The sequence below is a fragment of the Mycobacterium marseillense genome, assembly GCF_010731675.1.
Taxonomy (GTDB): domain Bacteria; phylum Actinomycetota; class Actinomycetes; order Mycobacteriales; family Mycobacteriaceae; genus Mycobacterium; species Mycobacterium marseillense.
The window spans coordinates 2139944-2156173 of record NZ_AP022584.1; the positions used below are offsets into that span (position 1 = coordinate 2139944).

Consider the following 16230-nt stretch of genomic DNA (forward strand, 5'->3'; position numbering starts at 1 on the left):
TTTAAACCCCGAAAGCCGCCACAGCGCCGATCACGATGATCGCGGGAGGTCGGATACCCTCGGCGCGAATCTTTTCGGGCGTGTCGGCCAGGGTGGCCCGCAAAGTGTGTTGAGCGGCCGTCGTTCCATGCTGAACGACAAGCACAGGTGTATCCGCAGGTCGGCCACCACTTATGAGGGCCTCGGCGAAAAGTTCGATGCGTTCGACGGCCATCAGCAAAACAATCGTGCCCGACAGCGCGGCTAGCGCATCCCAATTCACTAACGATTCGGGATGCCCGGGCGGCAGATGGCCGCTGACCACCACGAACTCGTGATTGATCGCCCGATGAGTGACCGGGACACCCGCCAATGCGGGCACTCCTATGGCGCTTGTCACACCCGGCACCACCGTGACCGGGATCCCGGCGTCGGCGCACGCGAGCACCTCCTCGTAGCCGCGGGCGAAGACGAACGGGTCCCCCCCTTTGAGGCGCACCACGAAGCCGCCGGCCCGGGCCCGTTCGATCATGACGTCATTGATGGCGTCCTGGGCCATCGCCCGTCCGTAGGGGATCTTGGCGGCGTCGATGACTTCCACGTGTGGGGCCAGCTCGGCGAGCAGTTCCGGCGGCGCGAGGCGGTCGGCGACCACGACGTCGGCCTGCGCGAGCAGGCGGCGGCCCCGCACGGTGATCAGTTCGGGGTCGCCGGGACCGCCGCCGATCAGCGCCACGCTGCCCGCCACCACGTCGGCGCTCACCGGGCCTTCGGGCGTGATGACCCCGGTCTGCAGCGCCTCCCGGATCGCCGAGCGGATCGCCGCCGAGCGCCGGTGCTCGCCGCCGGCCAGGACGCCGACGGACAAGCCCGCATAGCTGAAAGACGCTGGCGTCACTGCGGTTCCCTCGACGGCGACGTCCGCACGGACGCAGAAGATCTGTCGGCTTTCGGCCTCGGCGACCACGGCCTCGTTCACGCGCGGGTCGTCGGTGGCGGCGATCGCGTACCAGGCTCCGTCGAGGTCGCCGTCGCGGTATTCGCGCAGTGCCAGGGTGATTCCGGTCATCGCCTCGACCGAGCGGGTGGCGCTGCGGGAGATGACATGCACGTCGGCGCCGCTGGCGATGAGCAACGGCAGCCGGCGCTGGGCGACGGTGCCGCCGCCGACGACGACGACCTTCTTGCCGGTCAGCCGCAGCCCAACGAGGTAGGCGCTCTCAGTCACCCGGCAAGCTTAGTGGTTGCCGTCGCCGGCGCCGCGCGCGTAACGCCACGGCGAAGTTCGGCCGGATTTTTCGCCGCGACGTTACATTCGCCGACGGGCGGGCCGGGCCGCGTGGGCGACGAAGCGCGCCACCGCCTCCGGCGCAGCGGCAGGGTGGGTGTGCAGATACGACGCGTGAACGCCGTCGTGCACGACGCCGTCGCGCACCGTCCCGCCCGCGTCGTCGGCGTCGGGGGCCCGGTACATCCATGCCGGCTGGTAGCTGTCGCTGAATGTGACTGCGGTGCGGTGGAATTCGTGTCCCACCGCGCGCTGGCCCGCGGTGTACAGCGGGGAGTCGGCCACGGCGACGGCGTCGCGGTAGGCCAGCGTCAACTGCGGGGTGAACCGGGCCTGCCCGTCCAGCACGCCGCACATCGGGTGGCCGTCGAGTTCGGCGGCCAAGTAGATCAGCCCGGCGCACTCGGCATGGACGGGCGCTCCGGCCGCGGCCAGCTCCTTGATCTGCCGGCGCACGACCTCGTTGGCGGAGAGCTCGGCGGTGAATTGTTCGGGAAAGCCGCCGGGCAACAACACCGCAGCGCTGCCGTCGGGCAACGCGTCGCTGAGCGGATCGAATTCGGCGACGTCCGCGCCGGCGGCCACCAGCAGCTCGGCATGCTCGGCGTAGCCGAAGCTGAAGGCCTTCCCCGCCGCTACGGCGACCGTGACGCGCTCGCCGACCCGTCGCTCCCCCACCGCGGCCGCCGGATCCCACGGCTCTCCCGCCGCCGGGGCCCGCGCCGCCGCGAGCACGGCCGCCAGGTCGACGTGGCGGGCGACCAACGCGGTCATCGCGTCGACCGCGTCTCGGGCCCGGCGCCCGTACTCCACGGCGGTGACCAGGCCCAGATACCGTGTGGGCAGCTCCAATTCGACGGCGCGCCCGATGGCGCCCAGCACCGGGACCCCGGCCTGCTCGCAGGCCTGCCGCAGCACTTGCTCATGCCGGGCCGAGCCGACCCGGTTCAGGATCACGCCGGCGACCCGGGTCGCGGTGTCGAACGTCGAAAAGCCGTGCAGCAGTGCGGCGATGCTCTGGCTTTGACCCCGTGCGTCGACGACCAGGACGACGGGCGCACCCAGCAGGCCGGCGACGTGGGCGGTCGACCCCGCGGCCGGGGCGGTGGCGGTGGGCCCGATCCGGCCGTCGAACAGCCCCATCACCCCTTCGATCACGGCGATGTCCGCGCCGGCGGCACCGTGGGCGTACAGCGGGGCGATGAGGCCCTCGCCGACCAGTACCGGGTCGAGGTTGCGGCCCGGCCGGCCGGCGGCGAGGCCGTGATAGCCGGGATCGATGAAATCCGGGCCCACCTTGAACGGCGCGACGGTGTGTCCCGCCTGCCGCAGGGCGCCGATCAAACCCGTTGCCACGGTGGTCTTTCCGCTGCCGGAGGCCGGTGCGGCGATGACCACGGCGGGAACACTCACCACTCGATGCCCTTCTGGCCCTTGCGCCCGGCGTCCATCGGATGCTTGACCTTGGTCATCTCGGTGACCAGGTCGGCGGCGTCGATCAGCGGTTGTGGGGCATCGCGTCCGGTGATGACGACGTGCTGGTGGCCGGGCCGCGATGACAACGTCTCGACCACCTCGTCGACGTCCACCCAGCCCCACTTCAGCGGATAGGTGAACTCGTCGAGCACGTAGAAGTCGTGGCGCTGGGCGGCCAGTCGGCGCGCGACCTCGGCCCAGCCGTCGGCCGCGGCCGCCGCGTGATCGATGTCGTTGCCCGGCTTGCGCGTCCACGACCAACCCGCGCCCATCTTGTGCCACTCGACCGGGGCACCGATGCCCTGCTGCTCGTGCACGTCGCCCAGTGCGGCGAATGCCGCCTCCTCGCCCACCTTCCACTTGGCACTCTTGACGAACTGGAACACCGCGACGGAAAGCCCGGCGTTCCAGGCGCGCAACGCCATCCCCAACGCCGCCGTCGACTTTCCCTTGCCGGTGCCGGTGTGCACCGCCAGCACGGGCGTGTGACGGCGCGCCCGGGTGGTCAGACCGTCATCGGGGATCTGGAGTGGAACTCCTTGCGGCATAACGGATTACCTTTCTCAGGCCACGTCGCGCACCGCACGCGTCAACGAATCGGCGTGTAGCTGTTCCAGCCGAACGGCCGGTGCACCGAGTTGGCGGGCCAGCTGCTCGGCCAGGCCCAGCCGCACATACGACGTCTCGCAGTCCACGACCACCGCGGCGGCGCCTTCGGCGACCAACCGCGCCGCCGCGGATCGGGTGCGGCCCAACGGATCCGGGCCGGCGGTGGCCCGGCCGTCGGTGAGCACCACCACCAGCGAGCGGCGGGCCCGGTCGCGCGCCTTCTCCCGGACGATCAGCTCCCGCGCGGCGAGCAGGCCTTCGGCCAGCGGGGTCTTACCGCCGGTGTCGAAGCGGGCCAGCCGCCGGCCCGCGATGTGCGCCGAGGAGGTCGGCGGCAACAACAACCGGGCGTCCTGGTGCCGGAAGGTGATCACGGCGACCTTGTCGCGGCGCTGATAGGCGTCGCGCAGCAGCGACAGGGTGGCGCCGCTGACCGCCGCCATGCGGTCCCGGGCGGCCATCGAACCCGAGGCGTCCACCACGAAGATCACCAGGTTGCCTTCGCGTCCCTCGCGCACGGCGCGGCGCACGTCGTCGGGCTGTGGCCGCAGCGGCCCGGCCCCGGCGCGCTCGGCGGCCGAGAGCAGCGTGGCGAACAGGTGCAGTCCGTGCCCACCGCAACTGGTGTCGTCGCCCTCGGTGGCGGCGATGACGCTGCCGCTGGCGTTGCGCGCCCGTGACCGCCGCCCGGGCGCGCCCTCCCCGACACCCGGGACGCGCAGCGCGCGGGCGCGGAAGGTTTGCGACGGCGGCGCGCTGGGTTTCGTCGTCGAGGGCTGCGCCGGCGTGCTGTCCCCCGAGTCCCGTTGTGGCCCATCCTGTTCGGTGTCCGCCGATTGGCCGCCGCCGGGTGGGTCGGGCTCGGGTTCCGGGTCAGAGCCGGCCTGCGCCAGGGCCTCGTCCAGCTGGTCGCGGTCGATACCCGGATCGTCGAAGGGATCGCGGCGGCGCCGGTGCGGCAGCGCCAGCTCGGCGGCCACCCGGATGTCCTGCTCCTCGACGGTGCGCGCCCCGCGCCAGGCGGCATGCGCGACGGCGGTGCGGGCCACCACCAGGTCCGCGCGCATGCCGTCGACGTCGAACGCCGCGCACAGCGCCGCGATGCGGCGTAACTCGTTGTCGGGCAACACCACGTCGTCGACGAGCGCGCGGGCCGCGGCGATGCGCCCGGCGAGCTCGGCGTCGGCGGCGGCGTAGCGCTCGGCGAAGCCGTCCGGGTCGGCCTCATAGGCCATGCGCTGCCGGATGACTTGCGCCCGCACGTCGACGTCGCGCGAGGCGTGCACGTCGACGGTCAGCCCGAACCGGTCCAACAGCTGCGGGCGCAGTTCGCCCTCTTCGGGATTCATCGTGCCGATCAGCACGAACCGCGCCTCATGCGAATGCGAGATGCCGTCGCGTTCGATGTGCACCCGTCCCATCGCCGCGGCATCGAGCAGCACGTCGACGAGGTGATCGTGCAGCAGGTTGACCTCGTCGACGTAGAGCACGCCGCCGTGCGCGCGGGCCAACAGGCCCGGCGAAAACGCGTGCTCGCCGTCGCGCAGCACGCGCTGCAGATCCAGTGAGCCGATAACCCTGTCTTCGGTTGCCCCGAGTGGCATTTCGACCAGGCCGGAGTCACTGCCGGTCGCCGCGGACAGTAACGCGGCCAGGCCGCGCACGGCCGTCGACTTGGCGGTGCCCTTTTCGCCGCGGATGAGCGCGCCGCCGATCTCGGGGCGCACGGCGCACAACAGCAGGGCAAGCCGCAGCTGGTCGTGGCCGACGATGGCGCTGAACGGGTAGGGCCTCACGGCTTGGCCGCCGGACCGGAGCCGGGCCGCAGCATGGGCACGTGCGGGACGCCGTCGTCGAGGAAATCGTCGCCGTCGCGCACGAATCCGTGCTGGGCGTACATGTCGGCCAAATACGATTGCGCGTTGATCCGGCAAGGGTAGTCACCCACCTCGGCCAGGGCCGCGCGCAGCAACCGGGTGGTGTGTCCCTGCCCACGGGCGCTGCGCTTGGTGCACAGCCGCCCGATGCGGAACGCCTTCTCGCCTCCGGGGTGCTCCTCCATCAGGCGCAGGGTGCAGATCACCTCGCCGTCGGCCCTCTCCAGCCAGAAGTGCCGGGTTTCGGCCAGCAGGTCGCGGCCGTCCAATTCCGGATACGGGATCGCCTGCTCGACGACGAACACCTCCACCCTGAGCTTGAGCAGCTCGTAAAGTGTCTGGGCATCAAGGTCTTTGGCCCAGATACGCCGCAGTGCTTCACTCAATTGCGCCGCTCCTCCTCATCGCTACGCTCTGCATCGTCGTCGACGCGACTCAACTGCGCCGCCCCTCCTCATCGCTACGCTCTGCATCGTCGTCGACGCGACTCAACTGCGCCGCCCCTCCTCATCGCTACGCTCTGCATCGTCGTCGACGCGACTCAACTGCGCCGCCCCTCCTCATCGCTACGCTCTGCATCGTCGTCGACGCGACTCAACTGCGCCGCCCCTCCTCATCGCTACGCTCTGCATCGTCGTCGACGCGACTCAACTGCGCCGCCCCTCCTCATCGCTACGCTCTGCATCGTCGTCGGCGCGACTCAACTGCGCCGCCCCTCCTCATCGCTACGCTCTGCATCGTCACCCAACCCCAGCACTTTCGTTCCCCACGCAAAAACCTCGTCGTACAGCGCGGGCTCGTCCGACAGCGACACCCCTAGCGACGGCACCATCTCCTTGAGCGCGGGCAGCCACGACTGAAAGCGGTCGGCGAAGCACCGCTGCAACACGCCGAGCATGATCGGCACCGCGGTCGTCGCCCCCGGCGAGCCGCCGAGCAGACCCGCGATGCTGCCATCGGCGGCCCCCACCACCACGGTGTCGAAGTCGAGCACCCCGCCTTTGCGCTTGTCGCGCCGGATCACCTGCACGCGCTGGCCGGCCACCGTCAGCTCCCAGTCCGAACCCACTGCGGTGGGCGCGAATTCGCGCAGCATGCGTAGCCGGTCGGGTTCGGAGAGCCGCAGTTGGCCGAGCAGGTAACGCACAAGAGTCAGCTGGGTGACACCGACGCCGAGCAGCGAGGCCAGGTTGTGCGGCTTTACCGAGCGGGGCAGGTCGGTGAAATGCCCGTGCTTCAAGAACTTCGGTGACCAGCCGGCGTACGGGCCGAACACCAGCCACGGCTTGCCGTTGACGTAGCGCAGGTCCAGATGCAATGCCCCCAGGGGCGGGGCGCCGGGCGCGGGCGCTCCGTAGACCTTGGCTCGGTGCGCGGCGGTGAGCGGCGGGTTGTCGGCGCGCAGGAACCGGCCGCCGATCGGGAATCCCGCGAAGCCCTTGACCTCGCTGATGCCGGACTTCTGCAGCAGCGGCAGCGCGTCACCGCCGGCCCCGACAAACACGAACTTGGCGTGACAGCGCCGCTTTTCGCCGGTGCGGCGATTGCGGATCGACAGCGTCCAGCCGCCGTCGGACCCGCGGGACAGGTTGCGGACCTCGTGGCCGAACAGGGCCGTCGCGCCACCTTGCACACAGAAACCGACCAACTGCCGCGACAGCGCACCGAAGTCGACATCGGTGCCGTGGGCGGCCCAGTTGAGCGCGGTCGGCGCGGCGAAGTCGCGGCGGGCGGCCATGAACGGCAGCCGACGGGCGAACTCTCCCGCGTCCTCGATCAATTCGACGCCGGCGAACAACGGGTTGGCCGCCAGCGCCGCGCGGCGCCGCCGCAGATAGTCGACGCGCTGCGCCCCGCGCACGAAGCTCGCGTGCGGGATGCGGGTCAGGAAGCGCCGATCGGTCAGGATGCCGTTCTCGACCGCGTAAGCCCAGAACTGGCGGGTGACCTGAAACTGCTCGTTGATGCGCACCGCTTTGCTGATGTCGATCGAGCCGTCGGCGCGCTGCGGGGTGTAGTTCAGCTCGCACAGCGCCGAATGACCCGTGCCGGCGTTGTTCCAGGGGCCGCTGCTTTCGGCCCCGACGGCGTCGAGGCGCTCCACGAAGGTCAGCGACCACTCCGGCTGCAGCCGGCGCAGCAACGCGCCCAGCGTCGCGCTCATGATGCCCGCGCCCACCAGCACGACGTCCGTGCGCGTGGTTGTGGCTAGCGATGACACCGGTGTGCTGGTCCTTCCCTCGACTGGGCCGATCCTCAGGTTATCCCGCGGCAAAGTGGGCGCGAACGACGTGCGGCGGCCCCATGCCCAGCAAAAGCTCTAAGCTTGCCTCGTGACTGGCTGGGTGCCCGATGTCCTACCTGGATATTGGCAGCGCACCATCGCGCTCGGCCGTGATCCCGCCGGTGAGGGCGACATCGTCGCGACCCTGATCCGGCGCGGACCCGAACCGGCGCAAGCCGGCGGCCAGACAGGTCCGGCCGGGCAAGCGGTGCTGGCGGTGCACGGCTACACCGACTACTTCTTCCACACCGAGCTGGCCGACCATTTTGCCGCCCGCGGCTTCGCCTTCTACGCGCTGGACCTTCACAAGTGCGGCCGCTCGCGGCGCGACGGCCAGACACCGCACTTCATCACCGACCTCGCCAACTACGACGCCGAGCTCGAGCACGCCCTGGACGCCGTGCGAGCGCAGGCGCGCAACATTCTGGTGTACGGGCATTCCGCGGGCGGGCTCATCGTGTCGTTGTGGCTGGCTCGGTTGCGCCGCCGCAACCCGGCCGCGCACGCCGACATTGCCGGCCTGGTGCTCAACAGCCCGTTCCTGGAGCTGCCCGGACCGGGCGCGCTGCGGCATTCGGCGACCGTGGCGCTGATCGCGGGTCTGTCGCGGGTACGGTCCAAGGGCGTGGCCCGGTCGCCGGGTGAGGGCGGCTACGGCACCACGTTGCACCGCGACTATGGCGGGCAATTCGACTACAACCTGCAGTGGAAACCCGTGGGGGGCTTCCCGATCACCTTCGGCTGGCTGCACGCTATCCGCCGCGGCCAGGCCCGGCTGCACCGCGGCCTCGACGTCGGAGTGCCGAATCTGATCCTGCGCTCGGACCACAGCGTGCAGGAAACCGCGGACCCGGCGTCCATGCGGTGTGGCGACGCCGTTCTCGACGTCACCCAGATCGCCCGGTGGGCGGGCTGTGTCGGGAACCGCAGCACCATCGTTCCGGTGGTCGACGCCAAGCACGACGTGTTCTTGTCGTTGGAGGGCCCCCGCGGCGTCGCCTATCGGGAACTGGATCTCTGGCTCGACGAGTACCTGCCCACCAACAACAGCGATGCCCCGGCGTCGTTCGGAAAGGGGTGACGGTGGAGACCTACGACGTCGCGATCATCGGAACCGGTTCGGGCAACAGCATTCTCGACGATCGTTTCGCCGACAAGCGGGTGGCCATCTGCGAGCAGGGCACCTTCGGGGGCACGTGCCTGAACGTCGGGTGCATCCCGACCAAGATGTTCGTCTACGCCGCCGAGGTCGCCCAGAGCGTCCGGGAGGCGGCGCGCTACGGCATCGACGCCCGCATCGAGCGGGTGCGTTGGGATGACATCGTCTCGCGCGTCTTCGGGCGCATCGATCCGATCGGGGTGAGCGGCGAGGATTACCGCAATGCCGCACCCAATATCGATGTGTACAAACAGCACACGCGGTTCGGTCCGGTCCAGGCCGACGGGCGCTACCTGTTGCGCACCGACGCCGGCGACGAGTTCACGGCCGACCAGGTGGTGATCGCGGCGGGGGCGCGGGCCGTGGTCCCACCGGCGATCCTCGAGTGCGGCGCGACGTACCACACCAGCGACACGATCATGCGAATCGCCGAACTGCCAGAGCATTTGGTGATCGTCGGCGGCGGTTTCGTCGCGGCCGAATTCGCCCACATCTTCTCCGCCCTGGGCTCGCGGGTCACACTGGTGGTCCGGGGCTCCACACTGCTGCGGCATCTCGACGACGTCGTCGGCGAGCGCTTCACCCGCATCGCGGCCAGCAAGTGGGAACTGCACACCCACTGCAACGTCGTCGGTGCCGAAAACCAGGGTTCGGGCGTCGCGGTGCAACTCGACGACGGTCGCACCGTGAACGCCGACGCGCTGCTGGTGGCGACCGGCCGCGTACCCAACGGCGATCTGCTCGACGCCGAGCAGGCCGGTATCACCATCGACGACGGCCTGGTGGTCGTCGACGAGTACCAGCGGACCACGGCGCGTGGCGTTTTCGCGCTCGGCGACGTCTCCTCGCGGTATCAGCTCAAGCACGTCGCCAACCACGAGGCGCGCGTCGTGCAGCACAACCTGCTGTGCGACTGGGACGACACCGACGCGATGGCCGTCACTGACCATCGCTACGTGCCCGCGGCGGTGTTCACCGATCCGCAGATCGCCTCCGTCGGGCTAACCGAAAACCAGGCCATCGCACAGGGTTTCAAGATTTCGGTGAAGATCCAGAACTACGGCGATGTCGCGTACGGTTGGGCGGCGGAGGACACGACCGGGATCGTCAAACTGGTCGCCGAGCGCGGCACCGGCCGCTTGCTGGGCGCGCACATCATGGGTGATCAGGCCTCGTCGATCATCCAGCCGCTGATCCAAGCGATGAGCTTCGGGCTGACCGCCCCGCAGATGGCCCGCGGGCAGTACTGGATCCATCCGGCGCTGGCCGAAGTGGTGGAGAACGCGTTGTTGGGCCTGGACTGACCTCAGCGCCGGCGCGGCCGGGCCGGCAGTGTGTCGTTTTGACACTGGGGACATACGCCGTGCAGCGTCAGACCGGCCGCCTCCGACAGCGCGAAGGAACTGCCCGCGATCGCATGCTCGAGCGCCAGGCTCAGCCGGCGGGCGGGCACCTCGATGATCGTGCCGCACTGCGTACACACCGCGTGGTGGTGCGGCGCGGTGGCCATCCCGTAGGTCGTGACACCCCCCTCGAGGGTCAGCGCGTGCAGCACCCCCTGATCGACCAGGGTGGTCACCGTGCGGTAGACCGTGGCCACGTCGGGCGCCTGGGCTCCCGGGGGCAGGAACTCACGCATCCTCTTGTCGATCTCGGCCACCGACAGGTGTCCGTTGACCGGTTCGAGCACCGTCAACACCTGGATCCGCGACGCCATCCGCCGCAGCCCGCGGGCGCGCAGCAGATCGCCGATCCTCTCGGTGACCGACGCGTCCGGCAGTGGCGACTTGGGCGTCACCGCTTCAGTGTCACGCCGCGGCGCCGGGATCGCCAGCTTTCGCCGCGATCGAGGGGCGCACGATTCTGCGATTCACTTGCATCTGGCGCGAGGCGGAACTTACAGTCGTGCCGGTTGTGCCTGCCCGATACCGCGAGGACGCGCCGGAAGGACCCCAGTGGCCAGCACCGAGATCGACCGCCGGCCGTCACGGACGACCAGGCTTCTCGGCGCCCTGACAACAGCGGAGTGGTGGCGCCTGGCCGCAATGCTGGCGGCCATCGTCGCGCTGCACCTGCTCGGCTGGCTCACCCTGGTGCTGTTGGTGGCGCCGGCCCAATACAGCTTGGGCGGCAAAGCTTTCGGCGTCGGCATCGGGTTGACGGCCTACACCCTGGGCATGCGGCACGCGTTCGACGCCGACCACATCGCCGCCATCGACAACACCACCCGCAAGCTGATGAACGACGGGCAGCGCCCGCTGGCCGTCGGCTTCTTCTTTTCGCTCGGCCACTCCACGGTGGTCTTCGGGCTGGCGCTGTTGCTGGCCTGCGGGGTGAAAACGGTCGTTGGGCCGGTCCAGGACGGCTCCTCGACGCTGCACCACTACACCGGGTTGATCGGCACCAGCGTCTCCGGCGTCTTCCTTTATGCGATCGCCCTGCTGAACGTCATCGTCCTGGTCGGCATCCTGCGCGTGTTCGCGCGGCTGCGCCGCGGCGAATACGACCCGGAGACCGACGGTGCCGAACTCGAGCGGCAATTGCAGAGCCGCGGATTGATGAACCGGGTGCTCGGCCGGCTCACCAAGTCGATCACCAAGTCGTGGCACTGCTACCCGGTCGGATTCTTGTTCGGACTGGGTTTCGACACCGCGACCGAGATCGCGCTGTTGGTGCTCGCCGGCACCAGCGCCGCCGCCGGGCTGCCGTGGTACGCCATCATGTGCCTGCCGGTGCTGTTCACCGCGGGCATGTGCCTGCTGGACACCATCGACGGCTCGTTCATGAATTTCGCCTACGGCTGGGCCTTTTCCAATCCGGTCCGCAAGATCTACTACAACATCACCATCACCGCGCTGTCGGTGGCGGTCGCCCTGCTGATCGGCAGCGTCGAACTGCTCGTCCTGTTCGCCGACCAATTCGGTTGGCGGGGCGTGTTCTGGAACTGGATCGGCGGCCTGGACCTCAACGCGGTCGGCTACGTCGTCGTCGGCATGTTCGTCGTCACTTGGGCGGTGGCCCTGCTCGTCTGGCGCTACGGTCGCATCGAGGAGAAGTGGGGCCCCGCCGATCTCGGGGCCGAATCCGCGACCTAGCGGCTCACCGGGCACGGCCGTTCGGGTGTAGAACAGTGCTCATGGGCTTCTTCGCGTCAGCCCAGCCCTCGGACGGACCCGGCGGACCGGTGATCCGCGGTGCATGAGCTGTCGCTGTGCGAGGCGATCGCCGGTCTGGTCAGAGATCACGCCGACGGTCGGCACGTCGACGTGGTACGCGTGCGGGTCGGCGCCCTTCGGCAGGTGGTGCCGGAGTCGTTGTCCTTCTGCTGGACGCTCGTGCGGGACGCCGAGGACATGCCGGACGCCGAATTGGAGCTCGAATGCGTCAGCGCCGAGGTGAAATGCCGGGCCTGCGGCCATCGCTCCGAGATCACCTCGCCGTGGTCGATCTGGTGTCCACGCTGCGACAGCTCCGACGTCGAGGTGCTGCGCGGCAACGAATTCCTGGTGACGTCCATGGATGTCTCGTGACCAGGGGCCCCCGCCGCCATCAGCGTCTTAGACGCGGCATCGAAAGGTGTTGAGCATGGGTAGGTTTCATCGGCACGACGACGGTACCGTGCACACCCACGAGCACGATCACCTGCCGCATGAACACGACCACGGCGACCACAGCCGCTACCGGACCGGCGGCCAGCGCATCGACGTCCTGGAGGCGATCTTCGCCGAGAACGATCTCCTTGCCGAGGCCAACCGGGCGGCGTTCGAGAGCAACGGGGTCCGCACCCTGAACCTGATGAGCTCTCCGGGATCGGGCAAGACCACGGTCCTGCAGGCGACGCTCGACGAACTCGCCGGCGAGCTCGCGATCGGGGTGATCGAGGGCGATATCGCCACCGATCTGGACGCGGCCAAACTCAGGGGCCGCGGCGCCCAGGTGTCACTGCTGAATACCAGCAACGGATTTGGCGGTGAATGCCATCTGGACGCGCCGATGATCGACCGCGCGCTGCCGGGCCTCGACCTCGCCGTCCTCGACCTGGTGGTCATCGAGAACGTCGGCAATCTGGTTTGCCCGGCCGAGTTCGACGTCGGCGAGCACGCCAAAGCCATGGTGTATTCGGTGACCGAGGGCGAGGACAAGCCGTTGAAATATCCGGTGATGTTCCGGTCGGTCGACGTCGTGCTGCTCAACAAAATCGACCTGGTCCCGCACCTCGATGTGGACGTGGACACGTACATCGCCCACGTTCGCAAAGTCAATGCGGCAGCGACGATTTTGCCGGTCAGCGCGCGCACCGGCGACGGCATGGGCGCCTGGTTCGGGTGGCTGCGACGCTTCGCCGCCGAGGGGACCTGAACGGGAGGGATTGCAGGGCGCGCTCCTGCGAAGCATTCGCAGGACAACCACCACCCAGTTGGCGCTCTTATTTTGTCGAATCATACAGGCGCTCAATGTTTTTCGCTGCTATAACACACATGACTAGTAATCGGTAACCACCAACCGTTGACAACGCTCGATAGCGGGAGTAGACCCAAAAAATAGCGCTGCGCAAGTGGGCCGACGGTCGACTCCGGCGGCGCAGGAGCCCCAGCCCGGCTCCGGAAAGCTGCAGCATGCCAACGGAAGCAGCAGTCAAGGCAGAACAAACACTGATTCACGTTCTCTGGATCAATGCGGGCCTCAGTTGTGACGGTGATTCGGTGGCGTTGACTGCTGCCACCCAGCCGAGCGTCGAGGAAATCGCGTTGGGCGCCCTGCCCGGACTCCCCCAAGTCGCCGTGCACTGGCCCCTGATCGACTTCGAATGCGGACCCAACGGAGGCGCGGACGACTTCCTCGAGTGGTTCTTCAAAGCCGACCGCGGGGAGCTGGAGCCCTTTGTGCTCGTCGTCGAAGGATCGATCCCGAACGAGAAGATCAAGGACGAGGGCTACTGGTGCGGGTTCGGGAACGACCCGGCCACCGGCCAGCCGATGACCACCAGCGAGTGGCTCGACCGCTTGGCACCCAAGACCACCGCAATCGTGGCGGTTGGGACCTGCGCCACCTATGGGGGCATCCACGCGATGGCCGGCAATCCGACCGGGGCGATGGGCGTGCCCGACTATCTGGGCTGGGACTGGACGAGCAAGGCCGGCATTCCTATCGTCTGTGTCCCCGGCTGCCCGATCCAGCCGGACAACCTGTCGGAGACCCTGACCTACCTGCTCTACATGGCGACCGGTCAGGCCCCGATGATCCCGCTCGACGACGCGCTGCGCCCCCAGTGGCTCTTCGGCAAGACCGTGCACGAAGGGTGCGACCGGGCCGGCTACTACGAGCAAGGCGACTTTGCGACTGAGTATGGTTCGCCGAAATGCATTGTGAAGCTTGGCTGTTGGGGGCCTGTCGTCAAGTGCAATGTGCCCAAGCGCGGATGGATCAACGGTGTCGGGGGCTGCCCCAACGTCGGCGGGATCTGCATTGGCTGCACGATGCCGGGATTCCCGGATAAGTTCATGCCGTTCATGGACGAGCCTCCAGGCGGCAAGATCTCGAGTACCGCGTCGGGTTTGTACGGATCCGTGATTCGCAGTCTGAGGGGTATCACGGAACGCACCGTCGACAAAGAGCCGCGGTGGCGCCACAACGGCGACAAACTCACCACGGGAGCGCGCCGCACCTGGTAGGTCACCTACCGGTTCGGCGCGCTCCTTTCTCCAGTTCAGAAATAGCCGTCGGCACAACAGCCAACGCGGAGGGTAGTAGCGCAATGACAACCATCGTTCCTGAGCCCACACATGCCACGCGGGAACCCGGCCAACTGGTCGACATGGCATGGGATCCCATCACCAGAATCGTGGGCAGCCTGGGCATCTACACCAAGATCGACTTCGAGAACAAAGAAGTAGTCGAGTGCCACAGCACCTCGTCGATCTTCCGCGGCTACTCGATATTCATGAAGGGCAAGGATCCTCGCGACGCCCACTTCATCACCAGCCGCATCTGCGGCATCTGCGGCGACAACCACGCCACCTGCTCGTGCTACACGCAGAACATGGCATACGGGGTCAAGCCGCCGCACCTGGGCGAGTGGATCGTGAACCTCGGCGAGGCCGCGGAATACATGTTCGACCACAACATCTTCCAGGAGAACCTGGTCGGCGTTGACTTCTGCGAGAAGATGGTCTCCGAGACCAACCCGAGTGTGCTTTCCCTGGCCGAGAAGGCTCCGGCACCGCACGCGGATGCGCATGGGTACAAGACGATCGCGGACATCATGCGCTCGCTCAACCCGTTCAGCGGCGAGTTCTACCGGGAGGCACTCGTGGTCAGCCGGTGGACGCGGGAGATGTTCTGCCTCATGGAGGGCCGCCACGTGCACCCCTCCACGCTGTACCCCGGCGGGGTCGGCACCGTAGCGACCGTCCAGCTCATGACCGACTACATGACACGGCTGATGCGCTACGTCGAGTTCATGAAGAAGGTCGTGCCCATGCACGACGATCTGTTCGACTTCTTCTACGAGGCGCTCCCCGGTTACGAGAACGTTGGGCTGCGCCGCACCCTGCTGGGCTGTTGGGGCTCCTTCCAAGACCCCGAAGTGTGCAACTTCGAGTACAAGGACATGGAGCGCTGGGGTAACGCGATGTTCGTCACGCCCGGGGTGGTGGTCGACGGCAAACTGCTCACCCACTCGCTGGTGGACATCAACCTGGGCATCCGGATCCTGTTGGGCAGTTCGTATTACGACGACTGGACCGACCAGGAGATGTTCGTCGAGACCGACCCCCTGGGCAACGCGGTGGACCGGCGTCACCCGTGGAACCAGCACACCAACCCGCACCCGCAGAAGCGGGACTTGGAGGGCGGCAAATACAGCTGGGTGATGTCACCACGCTGGTTCGACGGCAAGGACCACCTGGCGCTGGACACCGGCGGCGGACCGTTGGCCCGGCTGTGGGCGACCGCCCTGGCCGGCCTGGTCGACATCGGCTATGTCCAGGCGACCGGCAACAGCGTCAAGATCAACCTGCCCAAGACGGCGCTGAAGGGACCCGTCGAGCTGGAGTGGAAGATCCCCAAGTACGGCAGCAACACGATCGAACGGGACCGGGCGCGCACCTACTTCCAGGCCTACGCGGCGGCATGCGCTTTGCACTTCTGCGAGAAGGCGCTCGAAGAGATCCGCGCCGGGCGCACCAAGACGTGGGAGAAGTTCGACGTGCCCGACGAGGCCATCGGCTGCGGCTTCACCGAAGCGGTGCGCGGTGTGCTCAGTCACCACATGGTGATCCGGGACGGCAAGATCGCCAACTATCACCCGTACCCGCCGACACCGTGGAATGCCAACCCGCGCGACAGCTATGGCACCCCGGGCCCGTATGAGGATGCGGTGCAGGGCCAACCGATCTTCGAGGAGAACGGCCGGGACAACTTCAAGGGAATCGATGTCATGCGCACGGTGCGCAGCTTCGATCCGTGCCTGCCCTGCGGCGTGCACATGTACCTGGGAAAGGGCAAGTCCCTGGACAGACTGCACACACCCACCCAGTCACCCGTCGAGGAGTGACGC

At 68.1% G+C, this 16230-nt stretch carries 14 protein-coding genes; 7 read left to right on the forward strand and 7 right to left on the reverse strand.

Annotation, left to right across the window (positions count from 1 at the left end; genetic code table 11):
• Position 1: 1 nt before the first annotated feature.
• The 6 genes from cobA to mqo form a co-directional block, all read right to left on the reverse strand.
• Positions 2–1207: a uroporphyrinogen-III C-methyltransferase gene (cobA, locus tag G6N26_RS09500; RefSeq protein ID WP_067166141.1), complete on the reverse strand. Its 1206-nt coding sequence runs from the start codon at positions 1205–1207 to the stop codon at positions 2–4.
• Positions 1208–1288: 81 nt separating this feature from the next.
• Positions 1289–2680, reverse strand: a complete 1392-nt coding sequence (locus G6N26_RS09505) for a cobyrinate a,c-diamide synthase (RefSeq protein ID WP_163648763.1) — start codon at positions 2678–2680, stop codon at positions 1289–1291.
• Positions 2677–3291 carry a cob(I)yrinic acid a,c-diamide adenosyltransferase gene (cobO, locus tag G6N26_RS09510; RefSeq protein WP_067166133.1) on the reverse strand — a complete coding sequence of 205 codons (615 nt, stop codon included), beginning with the start codon at positions 3289–3291 and terminating at the stop codon, positions 2677–2679. Before cobO ends, G6N26_RS09505 begins: the two co-directional genes overlap by 4 nt.
• Before the next feature lie 15 nt (positions 3292–3306).
• Positions 3307–5148 carry a magnesium chelatase subunit D family protein gene (locus G6N26_RS09515; protein WP_083018091.1) on the reverse strand — a complete coding sequence of 614 codons (1842 nt, stop codon included), beginning with the start codon at positions 5146–5148 and terminating at the stop codon, positions 3307–3309.
• Positions 5145–5615 carry a GNAT family N-acetyltransferase gene (locus tag G6N26_RS09520; RefSeq protein WP_067166127.1) on the reverse strand — a complete coding sequence of 157 codons (471 nt, stop codon included), beginning with the start codon at positions 5613–5615 and terminating at the stop codon, positions 5145–5147. The genes G6N26_RS09515 and G6N26_RS09520 overlap by 4 nt, the downstream gene beginning before the upstream one ends.
• Positions 5616–5929: 314 nt before the next feature.
• Positions 5930–7393: a malate dehydrogenase (quinone) gene (gene mqo, locus G6N26_RS09525; RefSeq protein ID WP_232067586.1), complete on the reverse strand. Its 1464-nt coding sequence runs from the start codon at positions 7391–7393 to the stop codon at positions 5930–5932.
• Positions 7394–7562: 169 nt separating this feature from the next.
• Between mqo and G6N26_RS09530 the strand changes: the two genes are divergently transcribed.
• Entirely contained in the window at positions 7563–8594 is a 1032-nt protein-coding gene (locus tag G6N26_RS09530; RefSeq protein ID WP_232067553.1) for an alpha/beta hydrolase, read from the forward strand.
• Between the two features lie 2 nt (positions 8595–8596).
• Positions 8597–9976 (forward strand): mycothione reductase, encoded by a 1380-nt coding sequence (gene mtr / locus G6N26_RS09535; RefSeq protein ID WP_067166120.1) that lies wholly within the window; start codon positions 8597–8599, stop codon positions 9974–9976.
• 2 nt (positions 9977–9978) lie between these two features.
• On the opposite strand, the gene G6N26_RS09540 is transcribed toward mtr, so the two are convergent.
• Entirely contained in the window at positions 9979–10470 is a 492-nt protein-coding gene (locus G6N26_RS09540) for a Fur family transcriptional regulator (protein WP_083018097.1), read from the reverse strand.
• Between the two features lie 157 nt (positions 10471–10627).
• Here G6N26_RS09540 and nicT point away from each other — a divergent pair, with 157 nt between their 5' ends.
• The 5 genes from nicT to G6N26_RS09565 all read left to right on the forward strand — a co-directional run bounded on the left by nicT (position 10628) and on the right by G6N26_RS09565 (position 16227).
• Positions 10628–11767: a Nickel transporter NicT gene (gene nicT / locus G6N26_RS09545; RefSeq protein WP_083018099.1), complete on the forward strand. Its 1140-nt coding sequence runs from the start codon at positions 10628–10630 to the stop codon at positions 11765–11767.
• Positions 11768–11866: 99 nt separating this feature from the next.
• Entirely contained in the window at positions 11867–12202 is a 336-nt protein-coding gene (locus tag G6N26_RS09550) for a hydrogenase maturation nickel metallochaperone HypA (protein WP_064941431.1), read from the forward strand.
• A gap of 55 nt (positions 12203–12257) precedes the next feature.
• Positions 12258–13031 carry a hydrogenase nickel incorporation protein HypB gene (hypB, locus tag G6N26_RS09555; RefSeq protein ID WP_064941433.1) on the forward strand — a complete coding sequence of 258 codons (774 nt, stop codon included), beginning with the start codon at positions 12258–12260 and terminating at the stop codon, positions 13029–13031.
• Between the two features lie 257 nt (positions 13032–13288).
• Entirely contained in the window at positions 13289–14344 is a 1056-nt protein-coding gene (locus tag G6N26_RS09560) for an NADH-quinone oxidoreductase subunit B family protein (protein ID WP_083018100.1), read from the forward strand.
• 83 nt (positions 14345–14427) lie between these two features.
• Positions 14428–16227, forward strand: coding sequence for a nickel-dependent hydrogenase large subunit (locus tag G6N26_RS09565; protein WP_067172256.1), 1800 nt, complete (start codon positions 14428–14430; stop codon positions 16225–16227).
• The last annotated feature ends 3 nt before the right edge of the window (positions 16228–16230 follow it).